This is a genomic window from Frigoribacterium sp. CFBP 8754, from assembly GCF_014841815.1.
Lineage (GTDB): Bacteria > Actinomycetota > Actinomycetes > Actinomycetales > Microbacteriaceae > Frigoribacterium > Frigoribacterium endophyticum.
Genome location: NZ_JACYUO010000001.1, coordinates 549,976 through 568,563, shown reverse-complemented (window position 1 = coordinate 568,563; position 18,588 = coordinate 549,976). Strand labels below are relative to the sequence as shown.

Below are 18,588 nucleotides of genomic sequence, written 5' to 3'. Positions count from 1 at the left end.
GAGTTTACGCTCTGCGCGGCCGACGCGCGCCCGTGCTCGCCCACAGCGAGCGCGGCGCGAGGAGCGCCGCGGCGCGGCGTCGGGGCGTCGAGGAGGCGCGGAGGGCGTCGACGACGCGACGCGCGTCCCTGCCCACGTCGGCCTCCGCGGGCCGGCCGGCGAACCGCTCGGTCGTCAGGGCGGTCACCACGCGGTCGAGCGCGGCCCGCGACTCCTCGGAGCCGTGCCGGCGCCGCCCGCCGAGCCCGCCGCCCAGGTGGGCGGCCAGGACCTCGGCCGCCGCCCCCGGCGTCGCCGAGCGCGGGACGTCGAGGCGCAGGTCGTCGGCGGTGTCGAGCACCTCCTGCCAGGCCAGGAGCGCGGCGTCGGGAGGCTCGGCGGCCAGCCGCCGACGTCGACGGCCGGCCCGCAGGCCGGAGGGGACGACGAGCGCCAGCACGAGGAGCACGAGGAGCGCGGCCAGGCCGCCCGGGACGGCCACCGCGGCGTTGCCGGACGACCCCGCCGCCCGGGCGGGGTCGCTGGGGGTGGCGCTGGCCGCGTCGGGGCCGGTGGTCGCGGGCGCCTCCGCCGTGGGGGTCGGCGAGGCCTCGGCGGGATCGCTGGGCGCCGCGGTGGGCTCGACGCCGGTCTCCTGCAGGAACGACTGGGGGCGGCCGAGCCCGACGGTCGGCTCGAACGGCACCCAGCCGAGGCCCTGGAAGTAGAGCTCGGGCCAGGTGTGCAGGTCGTCGCTGCTGACCGTGCGCTCCTGGTCGTCGGCGAAGCCGGTGGACTCCCCCGGCAGGAAGCCGACCGCCACGCGGGACGGGATGCCCAGGGTGCGGGCCATCACGGCCATCGCCGAGGCGAAGTGCACGCAGTACCCGCTCCGGACGCGCAGGAACGTCTCGACGGCGTCCAGGCCGCTGCCGTCGTAGCCCTGGTCGACCGGGGTCTCCTCCGAGTAGGTGAAGTCGCCGTCGCGGAACCAGTCCTGGAGGGCGACGGCCGCGTCGAAGGGGTTCGCGGCATCGGCTGTCACCGCGGCCGCCTGCTCGGTGACGGTCGCGGGCACCCCCTCGACGGCGAGGTAGGGGGCCATGTCGGCCGGTGCGTCGCCGAGGGTCGCGACGACCTCCTCCTCCGTGGGGTCGACGGGGCGGCTGCGCACGGTGTACTCGAGCCCCTGCGTGCTCTCGTCGTCGCTCCGCACCGTGACGCCCGACTCGTCGACGACCGACCAGCCGTCGTCGATGCCGGTGATCTCGGTCGGCGGCACGGGCACCGGGAGGTACGGGCTGCGGAGCACGCCGATGGTCACCCGCGTCTCGACCGCCCGCCGTGTGGTGTCGGCGTCGACCCCGGGCGCCTCGGGCAGGACGTCGACGGTGGCGTCGGGGTCGAGCTCGACGTCGGCGGGGCTCCAGCTGCGGCCGGAGAAGTCGACGAGGTCGACGAGCTTGAGGTACGTGCCCTGCTCGTCGGACGAGCGGTAGGTGAGGACGCTCACGGGCGCCCCGCGGCGGAGGTCGTCGCCGAGGTCGATGATCGGGTTGACGCCCGTGGCGAGGCCCGTGCCGGACGCGACGCCGGTGAGGGGCGAGACGCCCCCGAGGGGCACGAGGCTCGTCACGAGGCCGGCGACGGCCACGGCGGCGACGGCGCCGACGGCTCCGGCCGGGGTCGGCCGGCGCCCCGACGAGACCATGAGGAGCAGCAGGTAGAGCAGCACGGTCGCGACGACCCAGGGCCACCGGGTCTCGGCCGTCGGCACGAAGGCCGGGACGGCGAGGACGACCGCCGGGAAGAGCCCGGTCGCGCCGGGGAGGCGGCCGACCGAGGCGAGCAGGTCGACGAGGAGCGAGACGACGAGCACCGCGCCCACGACGGTCGCGAGCACGCCGTCGTCGACGGGCACCGGGGCGGTGCCGTCGGAGATGGTGAGGGCCGCCTGGTCGCTGAGGTCGCGCACCCGCTGCAGGGTCGCGGCGGTCGGCACGACGCCGAGCACGGCGGTGCCGCCCGAGACGATCGCCGTCGCGGTCGCCGTGCCGGCCAGCAGCCCGACGAGCCAGGCCAGCCACGGCGAGCCGCGGAGCGAGCGGACGAGGCCGGAGGCGCCGAGCACGACAGCGGAGACGCCCGCCCCCGCGAACCACCAGCCCACGCCGAGGAAGAGCGACGACAGGCTCGCGAGCGAGACGACGAGCACGAGCCAGACGAGGGCGACGACGGGCCAGCGAGCGCCCTCCGGCTCGCCCCCTGTGCGCCGGGACCGCCGCGACTCAGCCACGGAGCAGCCCGCCTCGACGCACGGCGTCGCCGACCGGCTCGGTCGGCGTGGCCTCCACGACGCGCCAGCCCGCCTCGCGGAGCGACGCGGCGACGGCCTCGGGCGACAGGACGGCCGTGGGCTCCGTCGACGAGGGGCCGGCCCCGCCGCCCACGGCGGTGAAGCTGAGCGTCGGCGAGACCACGAGCGCGACGGCCGTCGACCCGGCCGCGCGGGAGCGGCCCAGCTGGTCGAGCTCGGAGCGGGTGAGACCCGAGACGACCGCCGTGACGGGCTCCCGGGCCGCGGGCGGCGGCGCGAGGGAGTCGCTGGCGTCGTCGAGCTGGAGGTCGGCCAGGGCGTCGAGCCACGCGCCGGTGGCGTCGGGGTCGTGGCGCGCCACGAGGCTGCCCCCCGGCGTGCCGAGCACGGCGACGGAGCCCGCGTGGCCCCACTCGACCCCGAGCGTCGCGACGACCGACAGCGCCCACTCGAATGCGTCGCTGCGGGCGACGTCGGCCCCCGTCGCGTCGGCGCTCGCGACGCCCGACGCGGAGACGGAGTCCGACCAGCCGACCGACCCGAGCGCCAGCACGAGGCGGGCGCTCGGCAGCCCGTGCTGCTCCTCCTGCCGGACCATGAGGTCGCCGTGGCGGGCCGTGGCCTTCCAGTGCACGCGGCGCAGCGGGTCGCCGCGGCGGTACTCGCGGGTGATCGGGTCGTCCTCGCCGCCGGAGAGGCTGTGCTCGTGCTGGCGCCGGGCGCCGTCGCCCAGCGACCTCGACTCGCGCGCGAGGCCGAGGTCGACGGCCTCGGGCACGACGACGAACTCGGCGGTGCCGGGCGCGACGACGCGGCGTCGGGCCACGCCGAACGACTCGACGAGCTCGACGTGGAGCGGGCCGACGCGGTGCCGCCCCCGGCTCAGCTCCGGGTGGCGGAAGGTCACGGTGGAGGTGCGCCCCGGCTCGAGCGTGACGGGCACGGCCGCCGAGCGGCGGGCGCGGCCCCACGGCACCTCGTCGCGCAGGGCGGCCTGCTGGGGGCGCCCGGAGCGGGGCGTCACCGTCAGGGTCTCGACCGCCGACCAGCCCGCCACGCCCCGCGAGGGAGTGAACCGGCGGCCGACGACGACGTCGACCCCGCGGACGAGCAGGGACAGGACGACGGCGACCACGAGGGCCACGAGCGCCACGCCGGCGAAGACGAGGGGCGGCGACTCGAGGAGCGCGCCCGCGACGGCGAGCAGCAGCCCCGCGCCCACCACGACCGCGCCGCGCCGCGTCGGCGTGGGCACTCCCCCGCGCGCCACGGTCAGCGTCGGCCGGCCGTGTCGCCGAGCGGCACGTCGGTCGAGGCGACGACGTCGGCCACCACGTCGTACGCCGCCGACACCGCGCCGGCCCCGGCGCGCCCGGCGAGGATGATCCGGTGGCCGAGCACGGGCCCGCTCATCGCGTCGACGTCGTCGGGCACCACGAAGCCGCGGCCGTTGAGCGCCGCCCACGACTTGGCGGCCCGCATGAGCTGCAGCGTCGCGCGGGGGCTCGCGCCGAGCCGCACGTCGGGGTGGCGACGCGTCGCCTGGACGACGTCGACGGCGTAGCGCTCGACCGGCTCGGCCGTGTAGACCGTCCGCACCGCCGCGATCATGCGGCGCAGCTCGTCGAGCGACACGAGGGGCCGCACCTTCTCGAGCGGGCTGACGCGCTCGCGCTGCTGCAGCATGCGCAGCTCGCTCTCGGTGTCGGGGTAGCCGAGCGAGATCCGGGCCATGAACCGGTCGCGCTGCGCCTCCGGCAGCGAGTACGTGCCCTCCATCTCGACCGGGTTCTGGGTCGCGACGACGAGGAAGGGGTCGGGCAGCGGGTGCGTGACCCCGTCGACCGTGACCTGCCGCTCCTCCAGGCTCTCGAGCAGGGCGGACTGCGTCTTCGGGGAGGCGCGGTTGATCTCGTCGCCGATCACCACGTTGGCGAAGACGGGGCCGGGCGTGAACTCGAAGCCCCCGCGGTCGCGGTCGTAGATCGAGACGCCCGTGATGTCGCTCGGCAGCAGGTCGGGGGTGAACTGGATGCGCGTGACCCGGGCGTCGACGGCCTTGGCGAGCGCGCGGGCGAGCTGGGTCTTGCCGACGCCGGGGACGTCCTCGATGAGGAGGTGCCCCTCGGCGAGCAGGACGGTGAGGGCCGTGCCGATCGCGCCGTCCTTGCCGTCGATGACCGTGGCCACCGCCTCCATGATCCGGCGCGCGGCGGCCTGCACCTCGGGCAGGGGCATCACGTCGAGGTCGCCGTCGCCCCGCAGGGCACGGTCGGACGGTCGGGTGTCGCTGGTCGTGCTCATGGTCTCTCCCGGAGGGCGTCGGGCGGGCGTGCGGGGTGGTCGGGTCGCACGGGAGGACGGGCCGGGGGCCGGCGACGCTGCCGTGCGGGTGGGTCAGGTGGCCGCGAGGTACTCGGCGACGCTGGCGGGGACGTACGGGGCGACGTCGCCGCCGAGGGCCGCGACCTGGCGCACCAGCGAGCTCGACACGTGGGCGTGGGCGGGGTCGGGCAGCATGAAGACCGTCTCGACGCCGGCGAGGCTGCGGTTCATGATCGCCATCGGGGTCTCGTAGGCCACGTCGACCTGCGACCGGATGCCCTTGACGAGCACGGAGGCGCCGACCTCGGTGCAGTAGTCGACCAGCAGGCCGACGCTCCAGCTGTGCACCGTCACCGACGGCGGGAGACCCGCCTCGCGGAGCGACCGCTCGAGCAGCGAGACGCGCTTCGGCAGCGGCAGCAGCGCCGACTTGTCGGGGTTGTGGACCACGAGCACGTGCACCTCGTCGAAGACGTGGGCGGCCCGGGCGATCACGTCGACGTGACCCAGGGTGACCGGGTCGAACGACCCCGGGACGACGGCGATCCTGTTCATCCGCACACCCTAGCCCGTGCAGATGTCGCTCCCGGGGGCCTTCCGGCGAACTCGGAGCGACGTCGGCCGGGGCCCGACGTGGCCGGTCGGCGGACGGGGACGGCCGCCCGGTCAGTTCTTCGCGAGGTACTCGCGGTCGGCGTCGTCGAGGCGGCGGGCGATGGCGGCGGCCAGCGCCGGGTGCCCCGACAGCGCGGCGTCGCCCTCGAGCGCCTCCGCGGCGTGCTCGCGCGCGGTCGAGATCAGGTCGCCGTCGGTCGCGACCCGCAGCAGGCGGAGCGACGACCGGCCGCCCGACTGCAGGCTGCCGAGCACGTCGCCCTCCCGCCGCAGCTCGAGGTCGACCTGGGCGAGCTCGAACCCGTCGAGCGTGGCGGCGACCGCCTCGACGCGCTCGCGGGCGACCGTGTCGGGGGCCGCGTGCGTCACGAGGAGGCAGAGGCCCGGGTGCCCGCCGCGCCCGACGCGGCCGCGGAGCTGGTGCAGCTGCGACACCCCGAAGCGGTCGGCGTCGAGCACTACCATCGTCGACGCGTTCGGCACGTCGACGCCGACCTCGATGACGGTCGTCGCGATGAGCACGTCGATCAGGCCGGCGGCGAAGCGCTGCATGACGTCGTCCTTCTCGTCGGCCGACATGCGGCCGTGGAGGGGCTCGACGCGGGCGCCTGCGAGCACGGGCAGCGACCGGGCGAGGGCGAGCACGCCCTCGACGCTCGCTCGCTCGGGGGCGGGCACGGCGCCCTCGGGAGCGCCCTCGGAGGTGCCCTCCGGTGCGTCGTCGACCGGCGCCTCCTCGCCGGCCTCGACGCTGGCCGCGTCGATGGCGGGGCAGACCACGAAGACCTGGCGGCCCTTCGCGACCTCCTCCGCCGAGCGCTGCCAGACGCGGTCGCGCCAGCCGGGCCGGTCGGCCAGCGGCACGACGAACGACTCGATCGGCTGACGGCCCGCGGGCAGCTCGGTGATGGTCGAGACGTCGAGGTCGCCGAAGACCGTCATCGCCACCGTGCGCGGGATGGGCGTGGCCGTCAGGACGAGCACGTGCGGCGGCGTGCGGCCCTTCTGTCGCAGGGCCTCGCGCTGCTCGACGCCGAAGCGGTGCTGCTCGTCGACGACGACCAGGCCGAGGTCGTAGAACCCCACGGCCTCGCTGAGGAGGGCGTGCGTGCCGACGACGAGGTGCGACTGCCCGCTGACGATCGACAGCAGCGCGCGCTTCTTCTCGGCGGTCGACATCTGCCCGGTGAGCAGGGTGGGCCGCAGCCGCGCCGCGAGGTCGGGACCGAGCGAGCGCACCACCGAGCGGAGGTGCTGGGCGGCGAGCACCTCGGTCGGCGCGAGGAGGGCCGACTGGCCGCCGCTCTCGGCGACCGCGATCATCGCGCGGAGCGCCACGAGGGTCTTGCCCGACCCGACCTCCCCCTGCACGAGGCGGTTCATCGGCACGTCGCCCTCGAGGTCACGGCTGATCTCGGAGCCGACGAGCACCTGGTCGGCCGTGCGCTCGAAGGGCAGCGCGGCGTCGAAGCGCGCGAGCAGGCCGTCCGGCCCGGCCACGCGCGGCGTCGCGGGGGCGGTGCGCAGCAGGGCACGCTGCTGCAGCAGGGCGGCCTGGAGCACGAAGGCCTCCTGGAAGCGCAGCGCGTCGCGGCCACGCAGATGGTCTCGGTCCTTCTCAGGCCGGTGGACGAGCTCGTACGCGTCGCGCAGCGACACGAGCTCGAGCTCGGCCCGCACCGCGGCCGGCACCGGGTCGTCGATCGGCGGGAGCGTGTCGAGCACCAGCTCGACCGAGCGCTGCACCTGCCAGGAGGCGACGGAGGCGCTGGCCGGGTAGAGGGGGATCGGCTGCTTCGCCCAGGCCTGCGCCTCGGCGTCGCCGACGCCCGCCACGGCCTCGTGCGACGCGTCGAAGAGCTCGTAGTCGGGGTGCGCCAGCTGGCGGAGGCCCCGGTAGTCGCCGACCTTGCCCGCGAAGATGCCCCGGGCCCCGGGCACGAGGTCTTTCGCGCGCCACGCCTGGTTGAAGAACGTGAGGGTCAGGATGCCCTGGCCGTCACCGATGCGCACCTCGAGGATCGAGCCGCGCCGCGCCCGCATCGTGCGCTCCCGGACGTCGAGCACCTGAGCGACGATCGTCACCGACTCGCCGAGCGGCAGCTGGTCGAGCGCGGTCAGCTCGCCGCGCCGGGCGTAGCGCCGCGGGTAGTGCGAGAGAAGGTCGCCGACCGTGCGGAGGCCGAAGGCCTTCTGCATCGCCTGCGCCGTCCGCCCGCCGAGGGCACCGGCGAGCGAGGCGTCGAGGGGCGACGCGTCGAGCGGGGAGTCGGGCACCCCACCACGCTAGCGCCCGCCCCCGACAGCGTCGGAGCGCCGAGTCACGGCGCGACGGCGTCAGAGCGCGACCGCGTACCCGCCGGAGGCGCGGGTCGACTCCGCGAGCGCCGTCACGTGCCGGTCGTCGTTGACCTCGAGGGCCCGCAGCTGCCGGGCGACCTCGCGCGCCGACCGCTTGCAGAACCCGACGGCCAGGTGACGCTCGTCGGCGGAGCCGGGCCGCGCCTCCTGCAGGCTGGTGGTCGCGCGGGAGAGGACGGCCATCTGCGCGTAGACGCCGGAGGCGGCGTCGGCGAGGCGCTTCTGGACGAGCTGCTTCTCCTGCACGTGGCGGCCGTGCCGGCGGAGGGCCGCCTCGGCCCGCTCGCGCAGCTGCGACACCTGCTCGCCCACGGCCGCGGCGCTGCGGGCGAGCGACGGGTGCACGCCGACCGGCCGCTCCGGCGAGATGCGCCGCTGCACCCGCCCCGCCACGTAGGGCGCGAGCACGCCGAGCGCCCGGGCGGGCTCGCCGATGCGGAGCGACGCCACGTCGGGCAGCTCCTCGCTGAGGGCCTTGAGGCCGTTGAGGGCGACGAACGCGCGCATGACGTCGTTCGCCCCCTCGAAGATCGGGAAGATGCGGAAGTCGCGGAGGGCCTTCGACAGCGGGTGCCCCTCCATGTACGCCTCGCCGCCGTGCAGCTGCACCGCCCGGTTGAGCGCGAACCAGCCCGTGTCGCTCGCGACGACCTTCGTCATCGCCGACTCCAGCGCGAAGTCGGTGTCGCCCCGGTCGACGAGACCGGTCGTGAGGTACGACATCGACTCGACGCCGTAGATCTGCTCGGTCATCCAGGCGAGCTTGTCGCCGACCATCTCGAAGTCGGCCAGGGGGCGGCCGAACTGGCGCCGCGACTCCGTGTGCTCGACCGAGAGCTGGAGGAAGCGCTTCATGCCGCCGGAGATCGCGGTGCCCATCGACATGCGGCCGTTGTTGAGGGTGTTCATGGCGATGCGGAAGCCGTCGCCGGGCTCGCCCAGCAGGTTCTCCGCCGGCACCCGGACGTCGGTGAAGTGCACGCGCTGCAGGTGGTTCGCCTTGAGGCCGTGCGTCTCGAAGCGCGGGCCCGTGCTGAGCCCCTCGGCGCCCTTCTCGACCACCAGCGCGACGTGGCCGAGCTCGCTGCGGGCGAAGACGGTGAGGACGTCCTTGTCGCCGTTGCCGATCCAGCGCTTCTCGCCGTTCAGCACCCAGCTGCCGTCCGGCTGCCGCTCGGCGCGGGTCTCGAGCGCGTAGGCGTCGCTGCCGACGTTCGGCTCGGTCAGCACGAAGGCCGCGAGCTTGCGGCCGCTCGCGAGGTCGGGCAGCCAGCGGGCCTTCTGGTCGTCGGTGCCGTAGAGGTGCAGGGGCTTGGTGCCGATCGACTGGTGCACGCCCATCACCGTGGCGAGGGTGCCGTCGACCCGGCCGAACTCCTCCATCACCCGGCAGTACGCGCTCTGGCCGAGGCCGAGGCCGCCGTACTCCTCGGCGACGAAGAGGCCCGTCAGGCGGCGGTCGCCCAGCTCGCGGATCGTGTCGTCGCCGACCCAGCCCTCGCGCTCGGCGCGGAGCGGGTCGTAGCCGGCGAGCACCTCGCGGGCCGTCGCGGCCGCGGCCTCGACCCTGGCCGCCTCCTCCGGCGCCATGTGCGGGTAGGGCAGCACGAGCTCGGAGGCGATCCGCCCCGCGAACAACGACTTGGTGAACGAGGGCCTCACGGTGCGGTCGACGCTGGTCATGGGCCGATCGTGCCCGCGGCGACCTCGACCGCCAAACGCCTTGTGCCACCTCCACGACCGCTCACCGGCCGGGCCGCCGCCGCGTTGTCGACTTGCTCGAACCGCCTGGCCGATGCGTCAGGATGGCCGTGTGTCCCGCATCATCTCCGGCTTCGCCGACAACCTGACCCTCGCCGTGCCCAAGACGGGCACGCGCCCGACGAGCGACCGGGTGCGCGAGGCGCTGTTCTCGTCGCTCGACGCCCGCGACGAGATCGCCGGTCGGCGCGTGCTCGACCTCTACGCCGGCACCGGCGGGCTCGGCCTCGAGGCCGCGTCGCGCGGCGCGGCGACCGTCACTCTCGTCGAGAAGGCGCCGGCGGCCGCCCGCGTGCTGCGGAAGAACGTCGACGCCGTGGTCGGGCGCGCCCCGAGCGGCCGGGCACCTCGGGTCGACGTGGTCGCCATGCCCGTGCGCGCCTACCTCGTCGGCAGCGCGGCCCCGGTCGACCTCGTCTTCTTCGACCCGCCCTACGAGGTCTCCGCGACGGAGCTCGCGGGCGACCTGGAGGCCCTCCTGCCGTCGCTCGCCGACGGGGCCCTCGTCGTCGTCGAGCGCGCCTCGCGCGACGGGGAGCCGACCTGGCCGACGGGGCTCGGCCTCGACGTGCGGAAGAAGTACGGCGACACGACGGTCTGGTTCGCCGTCCGCGACTGAGCACCAGGCACCGGGGCACCAGGGCGCCGCGGAGTCGCGGCCCGGCCTCAGCCCGCCTGCCCGCTCCAGAGGCGGTACGGGTCCCAGCCGCCGACCTCGTCGAGGTCGCGACGCCCGACGGTGACGCGGGGCGCGCCTCCGCCGGCCTCGCGGACCACGCCGACCGGGCGGAAGCCGCCCGGCAGGTCGGTGCCGGGCGGGAACGTGGCGAACAGCGAGTGGTCCTCGCCGCCGCCGAGGGCGACCCGCGGATCGGCACCGAGGCGCGCCGGGTCGAGGTCGACGACGACGCCGCTCGCCCGGGCCACCCGGGCGGCGTCGAGGGCGAGCCCGTCGCTGAGGTCGAGCATGGCCGTCGCCCCCGCGGTCGCGGCGAGACGGCCGTCGGCGATCGGCGGCGTCGGGGCGAGCTGCCAGCCGACGTCGGGGTCGCGCTCGCGGAGCGCCGCCGCGAGGTCGGCGTCGGGGGCCCCCTCGTGGTCGACGCCGAGGCGGAACAGCAGGTCGAGGCCCCGGGCCGCCCGCCCGAGGGCGCCGGAGACGGCCACCACGTCGCCCGGCCTGGCTCCGTCGCGCCGCACCGGCGGGCGGCCGCCGAGGTCGCCGAACGCCGTGACGGCGACCGTGAACGTCGTCGACACCGAGAGGTCGCCGCCCACGACCCCGCAGCCGGGAGCCATCTCGGCGCACGCCTCGCGCAGCCCGTCGGCCAGCCGCTCGAGGTCGGCGACGAGGGTGCCGGGCGGCACGGCGAGGGCGACGACGAGGGCGGTGGGCCGCGCGCCCATCGCCGCCACGTCTGCGAGGTTCGAGGCGGCGGCCTTCCAGCCGAGGTCGTGCGGGGTCGACCACGCGAGTCGGAAGTCGGGGCCGTGCACCATGAGGTCGGTCGTCACCACGAAGCGGCCGTCCGGCGCGGCCACGACGGCGGCGTCGTCGCCCGGGCCGAGCTGCGTGTCGAGCCCGCGGGGCAGGCGGGGCAGGATGCGCGCCAGCGTCGCGAGCTCGCCCGCGCCCTCGACGGTGTCGGTGGGAGCCCGGCCGGGCGAGGAGGGGCCGGCCGAGGAGGCGTCGGCCCGGGAGGCGTCGGCGGAGGCTCGGTCGGCGGGGTCGGGCTCGGCGGACGTGGAGGTGCGTTCCATGTGCACGACGGTAGCCTGGCCGGGATGTCCAGCCCCGCCCGGCGCCTGCGCCTGCCCCTCCTCGCCGCCACCGTCGCCGTGCTCGCCCCCGTGCTCGCGGGCTGCACCGCCGCCGTGCCGATGACGGCCGCCGACGACGCGAACGACCCGGCCTGCGCCCAGGTCACCGTCCACCTGCCCGAGCAGGTCGGCCCCGACAGCGCGCCCTACCAGCGGCGCGAGACCGACGCGCAGGCGACCGGCGCCTGGGGCTCCCCCACGGCCGTGCTGCTGCGCTGCGGGGTCACCGCGCCCGCCGTCTCCGACCTGCCCTGCTACCCGGTCGCCGGCGTCGACTGGCTCAGCGACCAGGACCCTGACGACCCCGACACCTACATCTTCACGACCTACGGCCGCACGCCGGCCGTGCAGGTCATCGTCACCGACGAGGTGGGCAGCACCCCGCTCTTCGACCTGGCCGACGCGGTGGGCTACCTGCCGAACGACGGTCGCGCCTGCGTGGGCGTCGGCGACCTGCCGGGCGGCGACGGCGCCGACGACAGCGGCGGCAGCGGCGGGGCGGACGCCACCGAGGGCCCGACCGACGGCGGTGCGTCCACCGACGCGCCCCGCGACTCCCCCACGCCCTAGACGGTGGAGAGCGCCGCCCACGCGCCTCGGCGACCTAGCGGTCGGTCTCGAGGCCGAGCTCGACGAGCTCGGTGATCAGCTCGGGGTAGCTGAGCCCGCTCGCCAGCCAGCAGGCCGGGAACATCGAGATCGGCGTGAAGCCGGGCATCGTGTTGATCTCGTTGACCACCCAGCCCGCCGCGGTGAGGAAGAAGTCGACGCGGGCGAGGCCGGTGCCGTCGATCGACTCGAAGGCGAGGGCCGCGAGGCGCTGCATCTCGGCCAGCTCGTCGTCGGCGAGCGGCGCGGGGCAGACCAGGTCGGCGCCCGCTCCGCCGAGGTACTTCGACTCGAAGTCGTAGAACGTGTCGGAGCCGAGCACGATCTCGCCGGCGACCGAGGTGCGCGGCGCGCCCCCGGCGCGGCCGCCGAGCACGGCGCACTCCAGCTCGCGGCCGACGAGGCCCGCCTCGACGAGCACCTTGACGTCCTCCGCGAGGCCGACGGCCATCGCGGCGGCGAGCTGCTCGGGGCCGTCGACGCGCGAGACGCCCACGCTCGAGCCAGCCCGCGCCGGCTTGACGAAGAGCGGGTAGCCGAGCTCGGCCACGGCAGCCGTGACGGCTGCCGGGTCGGCGCGCCACTCCGCGGCCCGGACGGTGCGCCAGGGGGCGACGGCGATGCCGGCCTGCTGCAGGACGGTCTTGGTGAAGTGCTTGTCCATGCCGACCGCGGAGGCCAGCAGGCCCGCGCCGACGTAGGGCAGGCCGACGAGCTCGAGCAGGCCCTGCACCGTGCCGTCCTCGCCGAAGCGCCCGTGCAGGATGGGGAAGACCACGTCGACCTCGCCGAGCAGCCGCACGCCGCCGTCGGCCTCGACGACGCTGAGCTCACGGCTCGACGACGACTCCGGCCAGCGGACGCGCGTGCCGTTGTCGCGCACGACCGGCAGCGACTCGGCGTCGAGGGCGAACAGGGCCGCGTCGTCGGGCTGAAGCGTGAACGCGCCGTCGGCGGTGATGCCGACCGGGACGACGTCGAACCGGTCGCGGTCGATCGCCGCGAGCACGCCGCCGGCGGTCGCACAGCTGATCGAGTGCTCGCTGGAGCGGCCGCCGAACAGCACGACGACGCGCTGACGCCGCGGGGCGCCCGGCACGGCGCCGGTCTCGGTCGAGGGGCCGTCGGCCACGCCGGTGTCGGTCTCGCTGCTCATGGGGCCCCTCTGGGTCGTCGCGCCGACGGGGTGACCGTGGGAGGCGCGGGTGGCGTTCGTGACGGAGCGTCGCCCCCGGCGTGGTGCCGGTCGCCCCCCGGCGGCTACTCGCCCTGCGGCTCGTCGGTCTCGGTGAGGTGCGGGGCGATGTTCCGCGGGTCCAGCGTACCGGCGAGGACCCCGGCGACCTGGGTCACGATGGGCATGTCGACGCCCCGCGACGCCGCCAGCTCGAGGATCGGGGCGACCGAGGAGAGCCCCTCCGCGGTCTGGTTCATCTGGCGCACGACGTCGCCGTAGGCGTAGCCCTGGCCGAGCAGCCGGCCGGCGGTGTTGTTCCGCGAGAGCGGCGACTCGCAGGTGGCGATGAGGTCGCCGAGCCCGGCGAGCCCGGCGAGGGTCTCGGCCTTGGCCCCGAACGACACCGCGAAGGCCGTCATCTCGGCGAGGCCCCGGGTGATGATCGAGGCCTTCGTGTTCTCGCCGTAGCCGACGCCGTCGACGATGCCGACGGCCACCGCGATGAGGTTCTTGAGCACGCCGCCGAACTCGGTGCCGATGACGTCGGTGTTGACGAACGACCGGAAGTACGGGTTGGTCGCCGTGGCGGCGACGGCCGTGGCGGTCTCGAGGCTGCGCGACGAGACCACGGCCGCGGTCGGCTGCCGCTTGGCGATCTCGAGGGCCAGGTTCGGGCCGGAGGCGACGGCGATGAGGTCGGGGTCGATGTCGAGCTCCTGCTCGATGACCTGGCTCATGCGGAGCCCGGTCGCCTTCTCGACGCCCTTCATCAGGCTGATGACCGGCACGCCGCGCGGCACGAGGTCGCGCACGGCGGCGAGGTTCTCGCGGAGGGTCTGGCTCGGCACGGAGAGGTAGACCTGCTCGGCCCCGGCCAGGGCCGCGGCGACGTCGGTCGTGGCGACGAGGGTGCGGGGCAGGTTGATGCCCGGCAGGTAGTCGCTGTTGCGCTTGCTCTCGGTGATCTCGCGGGCGAGCTCGGGGCGGCGCGCCCAGAGCGTCACGTCCGCGCCGCCCTCGGCGAGCACCTTCGCGAAGGTCGTGCCCCAGCTGCCGGAGCCCAGCACGGCGACCGTGCGCGGGATCGCGCTGCGCATGACGACGGAGATCGCCTCGGTCGTGACCGCGCCCTCGCCCAGGGCGCCGATGGCGTCCTCGCGGCTGGCGCCCTCGTTCGTGCCCTGGCGGTCGTCGCTGCTACTCAAAGCGGCCGGTCTCCTTCTGGTCCTTCGCGTGCGGGTCCCACGGCTCGGCCGGCGGCGACTCGTCGCGCAGCTCGGCCAGCAGCTCGGTCACCCGGCGCATCACGAGCGCCGTCGCCTCGGCGTACGCCGCCTGGTCGAGCGGCCGGCCGCGCCACGGCGACAGGTCGACGGGGTCGCCGATCGCCGCGAGGATGCGCTTCCGCGGGAAGAGGCTGAGCTTCGAGGAGTAGCGGCCCATGACCTGCTGGCTGCCCCAGTGGGCCATCGGCACGAGGGGCACGCCGGCCTCGATCGCGAGGCGGACCGCCCCGCTCTTGCCCTTCATCGGCCAGAGGTCGGGGTCGCGGGTCAGCGTGCCCTCGGGGTAGATGATCACCCCGCCGCCGCTCGTGGCGAGGGCACGGCCCGCGGCGAGCGGGTCGCTCGCGTGCGTCGGTCCGCCGCGCTCGACGGGGACGTGCCCCATGGCGCGCATCAGCGACCCGAAGACCGGCACCCGGAAGAGCGACGCCTTGGCGAGGAACCTCGGCACGCGGCCCAGGGTCCACATCAGGCGCGCCACGACCACGGGGTCGATGTTCGTGCAGTGGTTGGGCGCGAGCACGAAGGCGCCCTCGTTCGGCAGCTTCTCGGCGCCGCGGACCTCGATCACCGCGAGGCGGTCGAAGAGCGGCGCCCCGACGGCGGCGACGGCACGGAAGACCGCGCTCTTCTCCTTGCCCCGGCCGAAGCGGCCGACGCGGCGGGCAGGCTGGACGACGGGCACGTCGGGGTCGGCGGGACCCCCGTGCGCGCGGGCGGCGTCGCTCACGCCGGGCTAGCCCTGGAAGTCGAAGTCGGCGCCCAGCTTGCGCAGCTTCGCGATGAAGTGCTCGTAGCCGCGGCTGATGATGCCGACGTTGGTGATCTTCGACTCGCCCTCGGCGGTCAGCGCCGCGATGAGGTGGCTGAAGCCGCCGCGCAGGTCGGGCACGCGGATGTCGGCGCCGTGCAGCGCCGTCGGCCCGGTGATGACGGCGGCCTGCTCGAACTCTCGGCGCGCGACCCGGCGGTCGTGGCCGGGCAGGCCGTCCTTGTGGACGACGATCTGCGCGCCCATGTCGTTCAGCGCCTCGGTGAACTGGAAGCGGTTCTCGTAGACGGTCTCGTGCACGATCGAGGTGCCCTGCGCCTGGGTCAGGGCCACGATGAGGGGCTGCTGCCAGTCGGTCATGAAGCCGGGGTGCACGTCGGTCTCGACGACGACGGGCTTGAGCTCGCCGCCGGGGTGGAAGAAGCGGATGCCGTCCTCGTGGACGTCGAAGTCGCCGCCGACCTTGCGGAAGACGTTGAGGAACGTCATCAGGTCTTTCTGGTCGGCGCCCTCGACGAAGATGTCGCCCTTCGTGGCGAGGGCGGCGGAGGCCCAGCTCGCGGCCTCGTTGCGGTCGTTGATGGCCCGGTGCGTGTACCCGCGGAGGCTCTTGACGCCCTCGATGAAGATGACGCGGTTCGGCTCGACCGAGACCACGGCGCCCATCTTCTGGAGGATGGCGATGAGGTCCATGATCTCGGGCTCGATCGCCGCGTTGCGGAGCTCGGTGACCCCGTCGGCGAGGACGGCCGTGAGGAGGACCTGCTCGGTGGCGCCGACGCTCGGGTAGGGCAGCTCGATGTTCGCGCCCTTGAGGCCGTCGGGGGCCGTCAGGTGGATGCCGTTGTACGACTTGTCGACCACGGCGCCGAAGGCGCGGAGCGCGTCGAGGTGGAAGTCGATCGGGCGGTCGCCGATGCGGCAGCCGCCGAGGTCGGGGATGAAGGCCTCGCCGAGGCGGTGGAGCAGCGGGCCGCAGAAGAGGATCGGGATGCGGCTCGAGCCGGCGTGCGCGTCGATCTCGGCGAAGTGCGCCGACTCGACGTTCGACGGGTCGAGGATCATCTCGCCGCGGGCCGGGTCGGTGATGCGCACGCCGTGGACGGAGAGCAGGCCGCGCACCACGTTGACGTCGCTGATGTCGGGGACGTCGCGGAGGATGCTGGGGGTGTCGCCGAGGAGGGCCGCGACCATGGCCTTCGTGGCCAGGTTCTTCGCACCCCGGACCTCGATGCGGCCGATCAGCGGCTTGCCGCCGCGGATGACGATCTCGTCGCTCTTCAGACCCACTCGGGCTCCTGCTGCTGCTGCGTCTTGGACAAGGGAGTTCACTTCTTCACCGGCAATGTCTTCGGGCGCCAGGCGGCGCGTCGGGATTCGAATTCTGTGATGGCCGCTTCGTCGCGGAGCGTCAGCCCGATGTCGTCGAGACCCTCGAGCAGGCGCCACTTAGTGTAGGCATCGACCTCGAACGACACGGTCAGGTCGCCCGCCGTGGCGGTCTGCGACTCGAGGTCGACGGTCATCTCGAGGCCGGGCGTGGCCTCGAGCACGGCCCAGACGCGCTCGACGTCGGCCTCGTCGACCACGGCGCTGAGCAGGCCCTGCTTGCCCGAGTTGCCGCGGAAGATGTCGCCGAAACGGGCGCTGAGCACGACGTCGAAGCCGAAGTCGCGGAGCGCCCAGACGGCGTGCTCTCGGCTCGAACCGGTGCCGAAGTCGGGCCCCGCCACGAGGACGCGGGCGCCCTGGTACTCGGGTCGGTTCAGGACGAAGTCGGGGTCTTGCCGGGCGGAGAAGAAGAGGGCGTCCTCGAAGCCGGTCTTCGTGACCCGCTTGAGGAACTCGGCCGGGATGATCTGGTCGGTGTCGACGTTGCTGCGCTTCAGGGGCGCGGCCACCCCGGTGACGGTGGTGAACTTCTGCATCAGGCGGCGCCTCCGGCCAGCTCGGCGAGCGCGGGAGAGCTCTCGGCGCGCTCGGCGAGGAGCGCGTCGTGCACGGGGGTGCCGGCGAGGTCGTCGAGGTCGCCCGGGGCGGAGAGGGTGCCGCGCACCGCGGTCGCCGCCGCGACGAGCGGGGAGACGAGGTGCGTGCGACCGCCCTTGCCCTGCCGGCCCTCGAAGTTGCGGTTGCTCGTCGAGGCGCAGCGCTCGCCCGGGGCGAGCTGGTCGGGGTTCATGCCGAGGCACATCGAGCAGCCCGCGAAGCGCCACTCGGCGCCGAAGTCGGTGAAGACCTTGTCGAGGCCCTCGGCCTCGGCCTCGAGCCGGACCCGCGCGGAGCCGGGCACGACCATGACGCGGACGCCCTCGGCCTTGGTGCGGCCGGAGATGACGGAGGCGAAGGCCCGGAGGTCTTCGATGCGGCTGTTCGTGCAGGAGCCCATGAAGACCGCGTCGACCGGGATCTGCTTCATCGGGGTGCCGGCCTCGAGGGCCATGTACTCGAGGGCGCGCTCGGCGGCGGCGCGCTCGTTCGGGTCGGCGACGGCGGTCGGGTCGGGCACGGATTCGCTGAGCGACACGCCCTGGCCCGGATTCGTGCCCCAGGTGACGAACGGCTCGAGGGTGTCGGCGTCGAGGAAGACCTCGGCGTCGAACACGGCGTCGTCGTCGGTCGGCAGCGTCTGCCAGTAGGCGACCGCGTCGTCCCAGTCGGAGCCGGTCGGAGCGTGGTCGCGGCCCTCGAGGTAGTCGAAGGTCGTCTGGTCGGGGGCGACCATGCCGGCGCGGGCGCCCGCCTCGATCGACATGTTGCAGATCGTCATCCGCCCCTCCATCGAGAGGGCCCGGATCGCGCTGCCGCGGTACTCGAGCACGTAGCCCTGGCCGCCGCCGGTGCCGATCTGGGCGATCACCGCGAGGATGATGTCCTTCGCGGTGACGCCGGGGCGCAGCGTGCCCTCGACGGTCACGGCCATGGTCTTGAAGGGCTTGAGCGGCAGGGTCTGCGTCGCCATGACGTGCTCGACCTCGCTGGTGCCGATGCCGAACGCCATCGCGCCGAAGGCGCCGTGCGTCGAGGTGTGCGAGTCGCCGCAGACCACCGTGATGCCCGGCATGGTGAGGCCGAGCTGCGGCCCGACGACGTGGACGATGCCCTGCTCGGCGTCGCCCAGCGGGTGCAGCCGGACGCCGAACTCGGCGGTGTTGCGGCGCAGGGTCTCGATCTGGGTGCGGCTCGTGAGGTCGGCGATCGGCCGGTCGATGGCGAGCGTCGGGGTGTTGTGGTCCTCCGTCGCGATCGTGAGGTCGGTGCGGCGGAGCGGACGACCGGCCTGGCGGAGGCCGTCGAAGGCCTGCGGGCTGGTCACCTCGTGCACGAGGTGGAGGTCGATGTAGAGGAGGTCGGGCGCGCCGTCCTCCCCCTTGACGACGACGTGGTCGTCCCACACCTTCTCGGCAAGCGTCCTGCCCACGGGCACGCCCCTCTCCAGAGCTCTTCTCAGCGGAATGATCGTCGAAGTCTACGCCAGGGCCTGCCCGACGACGTGAGGTGCAAGCGGCGGGGCCGACGCCGCATTCCCGCGCCGCCGAGCGGCCCCCGAGCGCCCCCGGCGAGG

General features: G+C 74.8%; 15 protein-coding genes. 2 read left to right on the top strand and 13 right to left on the bottom strand.

Going from position 1 to position 18,588, the window contains the following annotated elements:
* Positions 1-4: 4 nt before the first annotated feature.
* The 6 genes from IFT72_RS16575 to IFT72_RS02595 form a co-directional block, all read right to left on the bottom strand.
* On the bottom strand, positions 5-2,275 hold the full coding sequence (locus IFT72_RS16575; RefSeq protein ID WP_192045489.1) for a DUF3488 and transglutaminase-like domain-containing protein: 2,271 nt from the start codon (positions 2,273-2,275) through the stop codon (positions 5-7).
* Entirely contained in the window at positions 2,268-3,551 is a 1,284-nt protein-coding gene (locus tag IFT72_RS16570; RefSeq protein WP_192045488.1) for a DUF58 domain-containing protein, read from the bottom strand. Before IFT72_RS16570 ends, IFT72_RS16575 begins: the two co-directional genes overlap by 8 nt.
* Positions 3,552-3,568: 17 nt before the next feature.
* A complete protein-coding gene (locus tag IFT72_RS02610) occupies positions 3,569-4,600 on the bottom strand; it encodes a MoxR family ATPase (protein ID WP_056053545.1) in 1,032 nt (343 codons plus the stop codon).
* 93 nt (positions 4,601-4,693) lie between these two features.
* A complete protein-coding gene (coaD, locus tag IFT72_RS02605) occupies positions 4,694-5,176 on the bottom strand; it encodes a pantetheine-phosphate adenylyltransferase (RefSeq protein ID WP_056053542.1) in 483 nt (160 codons plus the stop codon).
* 111 nt (positions 5,177-5,287) lie between these two features.
* Positions 5,288-7,513 (bottom strand): ATP-dependent DNA helicase RecG, encoded by a 2,226-nt coding sequence (locus tag IFT72_RS02600; RefSeq protein ID WP_371741140.1) that lies wholly within the window; start codon positions 7,511-7,513, stop codon positions 5,288-5,290.
* 60 nt (positions 7,514-7,573) lie between these two features.
* Complete coding sequence (locus tag IFT72_RS02595) at positions 7,574-9,280, bottom strand: acyl-CoA dehydrogenase family protein (RefSeq protein WP_192045487.1); 1,707 nt, start codon at positions 9,278-9,280, stop codon at positions 7,574-7,576.
* A gap of 130 nt (positions 9,281-9,410) precedes the next feature.
* Between IFT72_RS02595 and rsmD the strand changes: the two genes are divergently transcribed.
* Entirely contained in the window at positions 9,411-9,977 is a 567-nt protein-coding gene (gene rsmD, locus IFT72_RS02590; RefSeq protein WP_056053533.1) for a 16S rRNA (guanine(966)-N(2))-methyltransferase RsmD, read from the top strand.
* A gap of 47 nt (positions 9,978-10,024) precedes the next feature.
* Here rsmD and thiL read toward each other — a convergent pair whose 3' ends face one another.
* On the bottom strand, positions 10,025-11,119 hold the full coding sequence (gene thiL / locus IFT72_RS02585; protein ID WP_082514289.1) for a thiamine-phosphate kinase: 1,095 nt from the start codon (positions 11,117-11,119) through the stop codon (positions 10,025-10,027).
* A 24-nt stretch (positions 11,120-11,143) separates the two neighbouring features.
* On the opposite strand from thiL, the gene IFT72_RS02580 reads away from it, so the two are divergent.
* A complete protein-coding gene (locus IFT72_RS02580; protein WP_192045486.1) occupies positions 11,144-11,749 on the top strand; it encodes a DUF3515 family protein in 606 nt (201 codons plus the stop codon).
* Positions 11,750-11,783: 34 nt separating this feature from the next.
* Here IFT72_RS02580 and IFT72_RS02575 read toward each other — a convergent pair whose 3' ends face one another.
* The 6 genes from IFT72_RS02575 to leuC form a co-directional block, all read right to left on the bottom strand.
* Positions 11,784-12,944 (bottom strand): D-alanine--D-alanine ligase family protein, encoded by a 1,161-nt coding sequence (locus IFT72_RS02575; protein ID WP_192045485.1) that lies wholly within the window; start codon positions 12,942-12,944, stop codon positions 11,784-11,786.
* A gap of 104 nt (positions 12,945-13,048) precedes the next feature.
* Positions 13,049-14,062 (bottom strand): NAD(P)H-dependent glycerol-3-phosphate dehydrogenase, encoded by a 1,014-nt coding sequence (locus IFT72_RS02570; RefSeq protein ID WP_056055762.1) that lies wholly within the window; start codon positions 14,060-14,062, stop codon positions 13,049-13,051.
* A 100-nt stretch (positions 14,063-14,162) separates the two neighbouring features.
* Positions 14,163-14,981 carry a 1-acyl-sn-glycerol-3-phosphate acyltransferase gene (locus IFT72_RS02565; RefSeq protein WP_235491151.1) on the bottom strand — a complete coding sequence of 273 codons (819 nt, stop codon included), beginning with the start codon at positions 14,979-14,981 and terminating at the stop codon, positions 14,163-14,165.
* A 6-nt stretch (positions 14,982-14,987) separates the two neighbouring features.
* Positions 14,988-16,355 (bottom strand): UDP-N-acetylglucosamine 1-carboxyvinyltransferase, encoded by a 1,368-nt coding sequence (gene murA, locus IFT72_RS02560; RefSeq protein WP_056053530.1) that lies wholly within the window; start codon positions 16,353-16,355, stop codon positions 14,988-14,990.
* Positions 16,352-16,951 (bottom strand): 3-isopropylmalate dehydratase small subunit, encoded by a 600-nt coding sequence (gene leuD / locus IFT72_RS02555; RefSeq protein ID WP_056053525.1) that lies wholly within the window; start codon positions 16,949-16,951, stop codon positions 16,352-16,354. Before leuD ends, murA begins: the two co-directional genes overlap by 4 nt.
* Positions 16,951-18,444, bottom strand: coding sequence for a 3-isopropylmalate dehydratase large subunit (leuC, locus tag IFT72_RS02550; protein WP_371741139.1), 1,494 nt, complete (start codon positions 18,442-18,444; stop codon positions 16,951-16,953). The genes leuD and leuC overlap by 1 nt, the downstream gene beginning before the upstream one ends.
* Positions 18,445-18,588: the final 144 nt, after the last annotated feature.